The sequence below is a fragment of the Mucilaginibacter sp. Mucisp86 genome (genome assembly GCF_047324315.1).
Taxonomy (GTDB): domain Bacteria; phylum Bacteroidota; class Bacteroidia; order Sphingobacteriales; family Sphingobacteriaceae; genus Mucilaginibacter.
Window position 1 is genome coordinate 762,285 of sequence record NZ_CP168503.1, and the last position, 14,265, is coordinate 776,549.

At 42.1% G+C, this 14,265-nt stretch carries 10 protein-coding genes and 1 riboswitch; all 10 genes read right to left on the bottom strand.

Features of this window, described 5'->3' with window-relative positions; all coding sequences use genetic code 11:
* Nucleotides 1-101: 101 nt before the first annotated feature.
* The 10 genes from idi to ACEN9X_RS03260 all read right to left on the bottom strand — a co-directional run bounded on the left by idi (nucleotide 102) and on the right by ACEN9X_RS03260 (nucleotide 13,794).
* Entirely contained in the window at nucleotides 102-644 is a 543-nt protein-coding gene (gene idi, locus ACEN9X_RS03215; protein WP_413669039.1) for an isopentenyl-diphosphate Delta-isomerase, read from the bottom strand.
* Between the two features lie 89 nt (nucleotides 645-733).
* Nucleotides 734-1,678, bottom strand: coding sequence for a bestrophin family protein (locus ACEN9X_RS03220; protein ID WP_413669040.1), 945 nt, complete (start codon nucleotides 1,676-1,678; stop codon nucleotides 734-736).
* 64 nt (nucleotides 1,679-1,742) lie between these two features.
* Nucleotides 1,743-3,179 carry a SusD/RagB family nutrient-binding outer membrane lipoprotein gene (locus ACEN9X_RS03225; protein WP_413669041.1) on the bottom strand — a complete coding sequence of 479 codons (1,437 nt, stop codon included), beginning with the start codon at nucleotides 3,177-3,179 and terminating at the stop codon, nucleotides 1,743-1,745.
* A gap of 6 nt (nucleotides 3,180-3,185) precedes the next feature.
* Nucleotides 3,186-6,368: a SusC/RagA family TonB-linked outer membrane protein gene (locus ACEN9X_RS03230; protein WP_413669042.1), complete on the bottom strand. Its 3,183-nt coding sequence runs from the start codon at nucleotides 6,366-6,368 to the stop codon at nucleotides 3,186-3,188.
* Between the two features lie 372 nt (nucleotides 6,369-6,740).
* Entirely contained in the window at nucleotides 6,741-7,307 is a 567-nt protein-coding gene (locus ACEN9X_RS03235; protein ID WP_413669043.1) for a TlpA disulfide reductase family protein, read from the bottom strand.
* Nucleotides 7,308-7,419: 112 nt separating this feature from the next.
* Nucleotides 7,420-7,533, bottom strand: a riboswitch (SAM riboswitch).
* Nucleotides 7,534-7,848: 315 nt separating this feature from the next.
* On the bottom strand, nucleotides 7,849-8,625 hold the full coding sequence (locus ACEN9X_RS03240; protein ID WP_413669044.1) for an isocitrate lyase/PEP mutase family protein: 777 nt from the start codon (nucleotides 8,623-8,625) through the stop codon (nucleotides 7,849-7,851).
* Nucleotides 8,626-9,005: 380 nt separating this feature from the next.
* The gene (locus ACEN9X_RS03245; protein ID WP_413669045.1) at nucleotides 9,006-9,386 is read right to left on the bottom strand and encodes a YybH family protein; all 381 of its coding nucleotides are present in this window, start codon (nucleotides 9,384-9,386) and stop codon (nucleotides 9,006-9,008) included.
* A 70-nt stretch (nucleotides 9,387-9,456) separates the two neighbouring features.
* A complete protein-coding gene (locus tag ACEN9X_RS03250) occupies nucleotides 9,457-10,272 on the bottom strand; it encodes a DUF6597 domain-containing transcriptional factor (protein WP_413669046.1) in 816 nt (271 codons plus the stop codon).
* Between the two features lie 339 nt (nucleotides 10,273-10,611).
* Nucleotides 10,612-12,807, bottom strand: coding sequence for a family 43 glycosylhydrolase (locus ACEN9X_RS03255; protein ID WP_413669047.1), 2,196 nt, complete (start codon nucleotides 12,805-12,807; stop codon nucleotides 10,612-10,614).
* Between the two features lie 27 nt (nucleotides 12,808-12,834).
* Nucleotides 12,835-13,794 carry a family 43 glycosylhydrolase gene (locus ACEN9X_RS03260; protein ID WP_413669048.1) on the bottom strand — a complete coding sequence of 320 codons (960 nt, stop codon included), beginning with the start codon at nucleotides 13,792-13,794 and terminating at the stop codon, nucleotides 12,835-12,837.
* Between the last annotated feature and the right edge of the window lie 471 nt (nucleotides 13,795-14,265).

Sequence of the window (14,265 nt, forward strand, 5' to 3'; positions counted from 1 at the left end):
TCGAAAGTACAACAATATTACAAAAAATGTAAAATACCCGTTACAGAAAAAACTCATTCAGCCTGATTATTAGAAAATTGCAACCCGGATTATAGCTGAAGTTATGGCAAAACAGGCATAATTAATTGCCGGTAATGCGCCATCACTTCATCAAAACAGATAGCCAGCCAGGCGGTATAATTGCCAGGGTTACTTTCCAATTCGGCGGCCAATTGTGGCATGGTTATGTATTTAAATGCAGATACTTCATCCGGATCGGGCACGGGTAATTCATCAGTAAGACCAAAGAACACATGGTCAAACTCATTTTCAATAATATCATCCTGAATTGCGGCACAGTAAATAAAAGAAAATGCAAAGTTAAGTTCGGCGGCCATGCCCATTTCTTCCTGCAACCTGCGATTTGCTCCGTCGATATTGGTTTCGGCGGGTCTTGGATGACTGCAGCAGGTGTTTGTCCACTTACCGCCCGAGTGGTATTTACCATCGGCACGTTGTTGCAATAACAGCTCGCCTTTTTTGTTAAATATAAAAACGGAAAATGCACGATGCAGTTTACCCTGCAAATGCGCCTCCATTTTTTCCATAGTACCTGTTTCCTGATCATCGCGATCAACCAAAATCACAGTTTCTTCTATTTTCACTCGCTATTAATTGATGTTACCTTACTTACGAGAAACGCTCGTCTCTGGCTTTTTGTTATTTTATTTTTGTTATGCGGGATAAGGCAGTGTTAATCGATGATCCGCGTTTCAGATTCTTTAAAATCGGGCAGCGGCCGTCCGGCAATTTCAAGTAATGTTCTTTCTATCATCCGGCACATGGCGTTTAAAGCCAGGTCATTATCTTCTGTTCCGAAAGGCTCCTCAATTTCATCGGCAATGGCTTCAAACGCAACAAAGGTATAAGCAATAAATACCACAATAAATGGTGTGAGCCAGCCCAGGCTGTCAACCAAACCAAAGGGCAGCATAAAACAATACAAATAAACTGTTCGGTGCAATAATACCCGGTAACTGTACGGAATAGGCGTTGAGGCTATCCTTTCGCAACCACCAACAATGTCTGATAGTTTATTAAAGTTTTCCTCAAATGCAACTTGTATGATGGAATCAATTTTACCCTGCTGCTTAGCTGTATGCACCCAACCACTCATTTCGCTCAAAAGCATGATGGGTTTATATTTAGCTGCTCCTATCCGCGATGCTAATTCAGCCGGTAACCTCTGCTCAAGATCGGCACGGGCATCGGTGCCGCGTAGCTGGTGTTTAAGACTATAAGTTAAGGTAATGAGCATTTGAACAAAATCTTTCGGTTCCTGATCATCAGGTTGATAACCTGCAGCAAAAAAAGACTGTCGCGCAAGTGAACGGGTATCATTCAGCAATGCTCCCCACAATTTCCGGCCTTCCCAAAAACGGTCATAGCTGGCATTGTTCCGGAAGCCTAAAAACAAGGCAAGCGCTAAACCAAATAAAGTAAATGGTGCTGGATTTAAAGGCACCTTGAACGAAAACAGGGAGCCATGAAGGTATACTATAATTACCGATAACACTAACAACAAACCCAGGCGGGGCAATAGTCGCGGCAGTACGGAGCCGTGCCAGATAAACAGCATCCTGAACCAATGCTCTTTCTTCCTGATAATCATGCCGCAAATTTCAACTTTATTTTCCATAAAAAAACGGATTTCCTGCTGAGGAAACCCGTTTTTCAAATTATTTAATAAAATAATGTTTTGCTTAGTTTACATCAAACCAAAGCTTTGTGGTAAGCGCATCGGCTCCCTGTGCTGCCACCGCCGACTGATAATTAGTTTTGTTTAACGATTGCTCTGTACCCGGATAAATAAACCTTACAGGTATTTTACCATTCAGGGTACCGGCAACTGCGGGTTGCAGTTGCGGATAATCAAGCCTGCGCCATTCTGTCCAACCTTCTAATCCCTGACCAAACAGGGCTAACCATTTTTGCTCGCCAATTGATTTTTTGTAGTTAGATGCGTCGTATTTAACAGCCGGCTGTGCTATATAAGTTGCAATATCTGCCGAAGCGATGCTGTATTGGGCCAACGCAGCAGTAACGGCCTGTCCGTATAATGAAGCAGCATCTTCGGTAGTAAAACCACGTGCAGCAGCCTCTGCCCTGTCAAACAAGCTTTCGGCATAGCTTAATATCACAGCCGGGGCATGCGGAGCCCTGAAATAAGTGCCCGGTTTTGAAGTTTTGGTAAAACCGTAGTTGCTGGCATCGCCCACCAACAAACCGTTTGGCAAACCAACATAGGTTTGAGGTGTGGCATCCTGTGTTTTGGCTGCATATATAGATAAACGTGGATCGTTAAGTGCAAACAGCTTATCAACTATAGTTTTGCTGATACGGTAGTCATCGCGCGTATCAAACAGATTGCTCACCGGGTTTTGATTGGGCGAATCTAAATAAACCAGCTGCGCGGTTTCAGCGTTCGAGCTGATATACGAGCCGCCTTCGGCCTGGATATCAGCCAGTACCTGCTTGGCCCTGGCCGGTTCCCTGTCCGCAATACGTAAGGCAATGCGAAGCCTTAATGAGTTCGCAAACTTTTTCCATGACGCAATATTGTTGCTATAGATCACATCGCCCGCTATGGCTTTGCCCGACGGATCAAGCGCTGTTTGAGCGGCTTTCAAATCATCTAACAGCGCAAAATAAACATCTTTTTGGGAGTCATAAGCCGGGGTAAGGTATTGATCGATATTGGTTGCTTGTTTATAAGGGATATTACCATAAGCTTCGGTCAATAAACTAAATGTCCATGAGCGCAGTACTAAGGCAACCCCTTTATAGTTGGCATTACCCTGGGCATCGGCAAGTTTGATGATCTGATTAAGGTTTACAATGCTTTTTGAATAGCCTGTACTCCAGAGTTCCTCAAACGCGCTACTGGCATAAATATACCTGTCGGGGTCGGTATATTGAATTTTAGACCAGTATTGCACGAACAGCAAACTGGCATCCATGTTATTGGCTACGCCCCAGTAGGTATCTGAAGTTGCTTTGGTAGCTGCAGTCAACAAATAATCGGGTTGCGCCGTTTGCGAGCCGTTAGGGTTTTGGTTGATCTTTAACAGATCTTTTTTGCACGATGTTACCGATAATAAAACCGCGGCGGATAATATGCTGATATATTTAATTTTCATGATGTTTTAGAATTTAAGGTTTACGTTAAAACCGATGTTGCGTACAGTAGGCAGGGTAAGGTCTTCCAGGCCCTGGCCATTGCCTGCGTTAAAGGCTGTTTCCGGATCAATGTTCGGCGCGTTTTTATGAATGATCCACAGGTTACGGCCTACTACCGAGAATGTGGCGCCCTGGAAACCTATTTTATTCACCCATTTAGCAGGTAAAGAATAACCCAGTTTCACTTCGCGAAGCTTGATGTATGAGGCATCGTATACAAATGCTTCGTCGATATTGGTGAAGCCTTTATAGTATGATTGTGCAGGGATAATAGTGGTATTTGGCGAGCCATCGGCCTTAACGCCTTTAAATATCATACCATCATTATAAACTGTTACTCCTGCAGGAGCCGCGCCGGTAACTTGTACCGCTGCTGCCGAAGTGTTGTTGCCCGGATAGTAATAGCTTAAACCACCGTTAGCTGCACCACGGCCCGGTAAAGTTGAGGCCAATACGCCGGTATAAGTACCGGTACGGTTGGTGTTTGAATAAATTGACCCGCCGAAACGCGCATCAACCAAAAAGCTCAGGTTAATGCCTTTGTAGGTAAAGCTATTGTTGATGCTTCCCAGCCAATTTGGAGTGAATTTACCCAAATAACGTTTGGTAGTGTTGAATACCGGTGTGCCGTTAGCATCAATAATGATCTGACCTGAAGCATCGCGTGTATAAGCAGTACCGTAAAGCGCACCATAAGGCTGGCCGACAGCTGCTAAGACCTGTACTGTACGATCTGTTCCGAGAACTACGTTTTGCAGACGGCCGTCAGCATCAAGCGATGCCACCTTACCCCGATTTAACGAATAGTTGGTAGTTATATCCCAGGTAAAGCTATTCGATTTAATTGGTGTGATACCCAACTGAACTTCAACACCCTTATTGTTGATGCGGCCCCCGTTTATCACCTTATAGCCGTAACCCGTTGATGAACTTACCTGTACTGTAAGAATCTGATTAACACTATTAGTGTTATAACCGCTTACGTCTAAGTGTACCCTATCGTGGAAAAAGCCCAATTCAAAACCGGCCTCCGCTGACCTCGTGGTTTCAGGTTTAAGACGATAATTCAGATAAGTAGACCCCGAACTTTGCTGCGGATTTGAGCCAAAAAGGTTTGAAGATGTGAAAACATTAATCAACTGGTAAGGATCAGCAGGTTTGCCCACTTTAGACCAACCACCTCTTATCTTCGCATAAGTAAGTACATCGCTTTTAATATCCAATGCTTCCGACAGCACTAAACTTCCGTTAATTGAAGGGTAAAAATATGACAGCGCATCTGCCGGCAAAGTTGATGACCAATCATTACGGGTTGTGAAGTTAACGAACGCGTAATTCCGGAAACCAAGCTGGGCCGAGCCAAAATAACTGTAGGTTTTTGATTTATAATACTCATTGGTTGAAACCAACGGATCGCGGGAATTGCTCAAGGTATATAAACCTGCAACTGCAAGTTTAGGTGCCAGCTGATCATTACGTTCATTTGTTCTAACCGCTATGTTGCCGCCACCAAATACATCAAGCGAAAAATCATTGTTCAGCTTTTTGGTGTATTGTAACCTGGCTTCGGTGTTGTTTTCGTTTACACTGTAAGCATCCTCTTCGTATGACCCAAACGGCGTCCCGTTGGTGCCGTAAGCCACTTTGATCTTACGACGATCATTATAATAATCTGTACCGGTACGGAAGTTGGCCGATAAGCCGTCGATGATCTTATAATTCAATTCGATGCTACCTATCAGGTGGTTTTTATGCTGACCAACCGTGTTTTCATAAGCCAGCCAGTATGGGTTGCTATAGTAACTGTTGTTCCAGTTAAAGGTATTACCGTTAGCATCTTTATAATTTTTAAGCCTGTTGATATCAACCTGGCGGCCAAACCATGTAAATTGCAGCATGGTACTGGTTGCGCGTTTGCCATATGCACCGGGCAGGTTATCAGCATCATCTTTACTATAATCAACAATAGTATTTACTGTTAATTTGTTATTAATACGATAGCTTGAATTTAAAGCAAAAGAGTTACGCCCTTGTGAAGTATTAGGTACAATACCGGTTTGGTGCAGGTTATTATATGACAACCTGAAATCGCTTTTATCGTTGCTGCTTGCTATCGCGATGCCGTTATTAAGCGTTACGCCGGTTTTAAAAAAGTCTTTTACGTTATCGGGATGCGCCACGAAAGGCACAGCCTGGCCATTTGAATAAAACTGCGGGATCAGCGAACCATCCAAAGCAGGGCCCCAGCTTTCGTCAACACCATCGTTAACGCCGCCACCTTTACCATCTACATAGCTGAATTTACCATTTGAGCCCTGACCGTATTGGTTTTGATAATCGGGCAACACCTGCACATTTGAAAAACTGGTATTAGAGTTTATGGTAACACCTAATCCTTTTGCGCCTTTGCCGGTTTTAGTACGAATGAGGATAACGCCCGCCGCCGCACGTGAACCATAAAGCGCTGCCGCGTTGGGTCCTTTCAATACGCTTACCGATTCAATGTCTTCAGAATTCAGATCTGAAATGGCATTGGAGAAATCCCTTGAACCATTGGTGCCCAAAAACTGGCTGTTATCGACAATAACCCCATCAACTACAAATAAAGGTTGGTTTTCCCGTGAGATAGACGTTTCTCCACGGATGATGATACGGGATGAGCCCATGTCGCCCTGGCTGTTGGTTACCTGCACACCGGCAATTTTACCAGTCAGCGCATTTACAAAGTTGGTTTCTTTAGCTTCAGAAATATCTTTCGATTTTAAACCCTGCACCGCGTAGCCCAGCGATTTTTTATCCTTTGAGATATTGAGGGCCGTTATCACTACCTCATTCAGCGAATTTGGTGCTTCAACCAAAACCACATTTAAGGTAGATGTATTTTGCGTAACAGGGATTTCCTGGGTTGTAAAGCCGATGTAGCTAACCCTGAGCACATCGTTAACATTGGCATTGATGATAAACTTACCATCAACATTAGTTTGTGCACCCGTAGTTTTACCCTTAACAGATACGCTGACACCTGGCAACGGCAACCCATCTGACTTGGCGGTTACCACTCCGCTTATTTTAACGGATTGCCCCGCAACCGTTTGGACGAGAATAAAAGGCAATATAATTGCCAGTAATAGTTTGTAAATTTTTAACATGATAATTAATAATTGAGATTAATTTTTGACGCCTTACGGTACAAAAAGCATGGCTATCGCCTTAGCAGGCATAATTTGCCCGCGTTATGAATCTTTTGTAACCGTAAAGAATTGATTAGGGGATGGTAATTATTAAGCTAAGGCAAACTGCAGCAAGCCTGCACTTAAACACACCATGCATGCTGTAAAGAATTAACAGCAACAACGCATGCCTTGCATACTTGAGATGAAGAATTTGCAGGTTGACCGGCTTACCGAAAAGAAATGTTTCTTGTGTAAGGAAGTAGTTTTTGTTTTCATAAAAACGGGTATTAAATAAGTACAGATAGATTTTTCTTGATTGATAGCAGAAACAGGTTGCTATCAGTATTCTCAGTTGACAGATGCTGTTTTTTCGTTCACCAATGCGTCGACGGCTTTTAGCATTGATGCAAACTCCTGTTTATCATATAAACGGGTAAGGTAAACGATCTTTCCATCGCGGTCGATAACCACATTGCGGGTAACGCCGCTTTTTTTGTTGGCAAACCGCCCGAATATGTCAGCCCCCGGATCAAGCGCCAGCGGATAGCTGATATTCATAACCTGATGAAAACCTTTCACTTTTTCAAGCGGCTCGTCACGGTCAACGCCTATTAATACGAGGCCTTTATCTTTATAAGCCTGCCAGATCTCTTTTTCAAGATGAGGCATTTCTTCGCGGCAAACACTGCACCAGCTTGCAGTAAACTGTAGGATAACTACTTTGCCACGTAGCTGCTTCAATGAGGTTTTAGTACCATCGGTAAGCACAAGCTCAAAATCGGCCGGAGCGATATCGCCTGTTTTCACGATGTAACCGCGATCAGTATTCGGGTCGGCAGCTGCGTTTGTTTGCGCAGCAGCAAAAAGTGTTGTTATGGAAAGCAGACAGGTAATAAGTAAATGTTTAATCTTCATTGCTACACACATTAAATTGTGATATCAACTCAATAATATTTTTTAGCAGGAAAAGTGAAAGGAGAAAAAGAATTGTGCTTATAGCCTGAACTATGCAAGGCAATAGCTTATTACATTATCTTTTCCGCCCCTATTTGGGCAGACAGGAATTAGCACCTTTATAACAGTGGGCTTACAGGTTGCTAAGACATCACAGGGCCTTTCCCTCAGTCTTTCTTGATAATAAAATATTCAAAGAACCGATTTGATGATGCAAATATACATAAATTCTACTAAAACCATAGACTTTATATAATTATTGCAATAAAATGAATTAAGCCTTCAAATTGTGCAGGCTTACCAACAGAAGTTTGTTCACTGATCAAACCAGCTGAAACCTTTTTAAACTACTTCCGTAAAAATAAAAAGTCCCTAACGCTCGCCGCCGGGACTTTTAACCTAAACTTATTTGTAGATCATTACATCTACATTGCAATAACTTAAAACAGGGTAGTATAGTTTTCCATTGTTTACAACTTACAGTTAAAAAAACACCCCGCATTTATTTAAACAGGCTCGCAAAGCTATTTTCGGTGGTTATTTTTTCAATTAAATTTTCCAGCGATTGGTAGATGTTCATGTTTAAAAATGGACCGGCACTGATCCTTTTAACACCTGCACTTTGTAAGGCTTTAAAATCCGGAAGCCCGGGCATACACATTACACTAACCGGGAGGCGTGATAAGGCTGTTATTTTTTCAATATCAGTTATTTGAGTAATACAGGGGAAAAACAAACCATGCACACCTGTATCCTGGTAAAGTTTAGTCCGGCTTAAAGCATCTTCCAGTGCATTAGGTAAACCGAGCAGGAAGGAATCGGCCCTCACATTTATAAATACCTGTACATCTGCCTTAGCCAGCAGCCCGGTAATCTGTTTAAGTTTAATCGCTAACTCATTTGCGTCAACAATACTTCGCTGGCCATCCCTTACTATCGAATCCTCTATATTGATACCGACAACGCCGATATTATATAATTTTATGATGTTATTGCAGATTGCCTCCGGTGTGTCACCATAACCTCCCTCCAGATCGACAGTTAACATCGCTGATGATGTTGCTATTATCCGTTTAATAATAAAAAGATAATCCTCAAAACTCATCTCCTCGCCATCTGCAAAGCCTAAAGAGCTGGCAACAGCCGCGCTTGAGGTACCAATTGCCTCAAAATTCAACTTATCATAAATCTGCGCGCTTTGCGCGTTCCATACATTGCCAATCTGCAAAGGTTCGGTTTTATGATGCAGGGCTAAAAATTCATTAAATCTATTTTTCATGTTCTTGTTTTTATTTTATGTTCAAAATTAGCCCGGGCGATATTCTAAAAATTGTATAAAACGGAACAGATTAAGGCGAAACAAGGAAGATTGTATCATAAATCAAATTGATGCCCATAGTGTTGCGTTACCTTTAAATTGAAATTTAGCCGATAATATTTATACAAAAGGGGGGTTAACACTTTTTTGGCCTAAAAAACACTTAAATATCTGATTATAAATACATTAAGTGAAAATTAGCATTAAATTATGTTAACCCTGTTAACCCCCATTTTATTAATAAAGTTAATTAAATAGAAATTATATATCGCTTAAGTATCTAAAAACAAAAAGAGGCTGATCATTATGATACAGCCTCTTTTTGTTTAAGACGGAGAAAATCAAGCTACAAGATTAGCTTCGGCTCCGAAAGCATGATCGATGATAATTTTCCAGCTTCCATCAGGTTGCTGTTTCATCAGCTCGATGCCCTTTGCAGCAACCTGTGTTTTTCCATTGTCTGTAACGCTCCACTCCGACCGGCCCACGGCTACATCGCCCGATTGCAGGCAGTATACGGTTTTAATTTCCATTACTCCCGGAACCGCGCAGATGCTTTTAACGGCTTCTTCAAACTGGGCCCTTCCGGATACTTCTTTTCCGGGTTCTGGGAAAATAATGCCGTTGGCATCATACACATTCATAACTACATTTACATCTTTGGTGTTAAAAGCTGCCGCAAGTACTGCGTGCACTTCCTGTGGTGTTTTTGCTGATTTCATTTTATTGTTTTTTATTATCAGCAAAGCTATGCGGCTTGAACAGGCAAAAATTGTATAAAACGGAAGTGCATTAACTACCGGCCAATACCTGGTTTATAGGCGATGCCTGAGCAGCAAATGAGTTAGGGGTAAAACCTGTAAAAAGTTTAAATTCCTTTATAAAATGCGCCTGGTCAAAATACCCTGCGCTGTAGGCTACGTTGGTGAGTTTTTCTTCGTTAGCGCTAACCAGGCCAAGGCTATGCTGAAAGCGGTTTATTTTATAAAACAACTTTGGCGGCAAACCGGTATACTGCGAAAAAAGGGTATTTAAATGCCGGGCGGAGATATTATGACGGCTTGAAATGGACAGGATATTATCGTCGCTGTAGTTCTTTTTAAGATTGCTTACAATATCTCCGATGAATTTGATCTTGGAATGTTTTTTTTCAGATGCCGATAAACGGCTCCACAAATAATCTTCAATCAGGGCAACTTTCGCATTCAGATCGGCGGTTTCCAGCAGCTTTAAATAAAGTGTTTTTAATTTAGGGCCGAATACCTGTGTAGCATCAACAATTTCGTTATTAAATTCTGAAACGTTTTCATCAAAAAAATAAGCTGCCGAATGCGGGTAGAAACGAAAACCCAGCATAATATTTCGCCCTACCGATTGTATGGCTAATGGTTTGGTGATCTGTCCCCAAAGCTCCACAGGAGGAGTGGTGAAAAATGTGTCACCTTTCTTTGATTTCCAGTTTCCGGCACCAAGGTTAAAGATCACTTCCATGGTACCGCTCGGGAATACGATATCATCATAGCTCCTGTCCGAATCGGATTCGTACATGTAGAAGCACTTGATATAAGGCTGTAGCCTTGGGCCCGGAAGGATTTCTTTGAAAACCATTATTACAAATATAGGATACTATCGTGGCTCCTGAATTGTAAAAAACGGAACAAAAAATAAGTTACCGGCTTGTGAACTGCTACGGAACGGTTTTAAAATAGATAATGGTTTATGACTATGGATAAATTCATTGCCGTTGACTTTAGTCGACGGAATAATGATTATAAAACAAACGGCTTCAGCCAAAATACCGCGCGGACATTGGGGCTAAAGCCGTTTGTTAGTTTCTTTAACCGTTGACTAAAGTCAACGGCAATGAATAGAAGTTTAATTTAAAAATAGTCTCTAAGCAGATCGTGCGATAGTTTAAAGCAACTTACCGCTATCCCATAACAGGGTTTATTTTTTTACGTGTACCGGTTTTATACCTTCATGTGTTGGCTCCACCTGTTTAATCAACCCATTACTATCAAATTCCATTTTATCAATACATACTTCACGGTTATATCCTGCAGCATCGCCCATAGTAATTCCTTTGGGATAATTGAAGCGGTGGTAAACAATATACCACTCATCCGTGCCCGGAATCTGGATCACCGAATTATGGCCGGTGCCGTAAATACCTTTAGCTGCATCTTTAGCAATAACCGTGTTTTGTTGAGGAATCTCAATTGGCCCCAAAGGAGATTTAGAAGTACCATAATGCACGCTATAATTAGGGCTACGGGTATCATTTTCCGACCACATGAAGTAGTAGGTGCCATTACGGTAAAACACGTAGGTACCCTCATTATAGTGGGCATACGGGGTTAGGATTTTAGTGGTGCCCGGTTTTAACGAAACCATGTCATCATTTAATTCCGCCACGGCCATATAGCCATTGCCCCAGTACAGATAGTTCTTACCCGTTTGCGGATCGGCAAAAACATCTGCATCGATCTGCTGTCCGCCTTTAACACCTTCAGGTAATTGTGCCACCAAAGGCTTACCCGAATCGGTAAATGGCCCCGCAGGATCATTTGCGGTTGCAACCCCTATTTTTTGAGCAGCAGCGAAATAGTAAAAATACTTATACTCTCCGCCAATCTTTTTTTCGATGATGCAAGGCGCCCAGGCATTCTTTTTTGCCCAGCTCACATCCTGCGGCAAATCAAGGATCTTGCCCTCATCCTTCCAGTTAACCATATCATCAGAAGAAAAAGCCTTAAAATACTTGCCCGACCAGCCGTCAAAACCATCACTGGTTGGATAGATATAAAACTTGCCTGTTTTTTCGGCATACAAGATCTCCGGATCGGCATAATATCCTGCTATAGCCGGGTTATGGGTTTCCTGGGCAGTAACCTCAAAAACCTGCGCTTTTTTACCAGTTATAGTTACCGAATATTTAACCGGGCCTTTTGTAAAATCCTGAGGTTTTACAGGGCTGACAGTAACACCCGGAAACAAGGTAAACTGCGGATCAAATGATTTTAAACGCGTACCCGGTTTTACAGGCAGGTAAACTTTATGGCCTGCTGTATCCAAAACAATATTGATAGTTTTAATCTGCTTGTTAACCGGTGAAAGTACTACGTCTTCCGGTGTTTCCCATTTGGCTGTTAACGCAGCCGCTTCTTTTGAAGTTATTGGCATCACGGTACCATGGCGCGGATGAAAGTTCATGGATACCTCGTCATCTATCAGTTTAAAATTTTCGAGATCGGTTGTTCTGGTAAACTGGTATTTACCTTGTGTATACATATCATACATTAAAATATAACCGCTGCCATCGTTTAATTTGAAGGTGCCCGCCCCTTCTACAGGATCCTTGGTTTGCTGTACGTATTTATCCCGCAATACATATCCGGAAGTTAGTTTATCCGATACTGCTATTTTGATACCTGCTCCAGATCCTTCTGTTTTAAAAAACAGGTAATATTTATTGTTCTTATAAACAATATCGCCATCGATACAAGCTCCCCCATCGGGCTTAAAGAAAAGTTGTTTAGGTTCTGTTTCCAGCCCCGTAAAATCCTTATTGGCATAAGCATAATAGATCTTGTCGGCCTCTTCGCCAAAGCGCATCGACCAGTAGATCATATATTTTTTTTCCTGCGGATCGTAAATAGTTTGTGGTGCCCAAACCCTGTTTACACCGGCAAATTTTTCATAAAGTTTGGTAATATCAATTGTTTTCGAGGTCCAGTGTACCAGGTCGGTTGATTTTAACAATACCATCGAATAATCCGGCCCCCAACCATATTTTTCGGTATTCATATCAGTTGCTACCATGTAGAAAGTTTTACCATCGGCAGCGCGCATAATATGAGGGTCACGTACGCCACCGGTAGCACTGATATCCGCCGAGTTTAAAACAGGGCGATTGTTGTTCAGCGCACGGAAATGATACCCATCATTACTCAAAGCAAAACGAATTTCTTCACCACCTTCACTGCCTGTAAAATAAGTAAAGAGGTAGGCACTGAACTGATTGTTTTGTGCAGATTTTTTGTTCGTTTGTCTTTGCTTCTTTACCGCCTTATCATTACTTGATTGCGCAATGGATACGGAATAAAAACCGATCAAAATGCCCAGTAAAACTATTCTTCTCATGTATATATTTGTTATTGGTTCAAGTTGTTAATTGAATTTCTGTACTCCTTTGGTGCTCACCTTTTTGATATTGCCATCCGCGTCAAAATTTAAACTGTCCAAACACAGCTGCCTCAACACAAATGATTCCTTTTGAGGAAAAATGCGGTGATATAAAATATAACGTTGTCCCTTTTCAACAAATGTGGTATGGTGACCGGGCCCTATCACGGTACTATCGGCTGAGGTATTTAATATAACCCGGTGCTCATCTTCCTGAAAAGGGCCAAGCGGACTGCTTCCCCTTGCATAACCTACCTGGTAAGTTGCATCAATGGCTTTTCCCTCCGAAAACATGAGATAATAGGTTTGGTTACGTTTCACCATATGTGTACCTTCAAAAAAGTGAGGCGTGGTGATATCTTTGGGCGTTCCGTCAAACGAAACCATATCATCCTTTAGCTTTACAGCCATACAGTGCCCGTTGATCCATTTATAGCCGGATCCCCAATAAAGATATACGCTGCCATCGGTATCAATAAAGCAATCCGGATCAATATTATGCACGTTGGGGTAATCGGTAGATTTAACCATGGGCGTATTGTCGCTTTTTAAGTTTTTCCAGGGACCAAGCGGTGTATTGCTCACGCCTCCCCAAACCTCGCCCCCTACGGCTACATACATGTAAAACTTATTGTCTTTGCCCTTTACTACCGATGGCGCCCAAACCATTTCGTTAAGAGCCGTTGGACTGGTACAGGCTTGTTTGGTAGGCCAGTTGATGTGATGCCTGGTAAACTTGATGAAGTCGGTAGTTTCCAGCACAGCCAGTTCCTTATCGCCCCAGGGATCAATTGTGGCATAAATGAAAAAATGGCCCTTATCTTTTACAATAGTTGGATCAGCAAAATATCCACCGGTTATTGGATTAGGGATCATTTGCTTTTGCGCACGCGAAGCCGTACCAGCCAAAACAAGGATAAAAAGGAGAAACAGGCGCTTGGTCATATTGGTAAAATAAAAACATTTCAATATTAAGTGTTATTTTAACAATTAACTAATTTTTCATGATTTTATCTCAATTATTTTCCTTGTTTTTCTCTCAGAGGCTGTTTAAAAACGATTGTTTTTAGATGTAGAGACGCATCACATGCGTCTCCTGCGTGCAATTTCCGACGGAATTAGAAGATTTGAATCGCCTGTCCACCGGGAGACGCATGTGATGCGTCTCTACAAAAAACTTCTTTTACTGGTCGAAGTTTAGCGATAGCGTAACTTCGTCCTGAAATGTGTTAAGCTTTCAGCTTAACTGCACTTCAACTTACTTTTCTATCGCGCAAGCAGGATGCTTGCCGTGTTTTAGGACGAAGTTACGCTATCGCTAAACTTCGACCAGAGAAAGAACCTGAGGAGACACAAGAAATATTTTTACGTAGAGACGCATAATTGCGTCTCCCAAAGGACAAGCCGCTTTGCAAG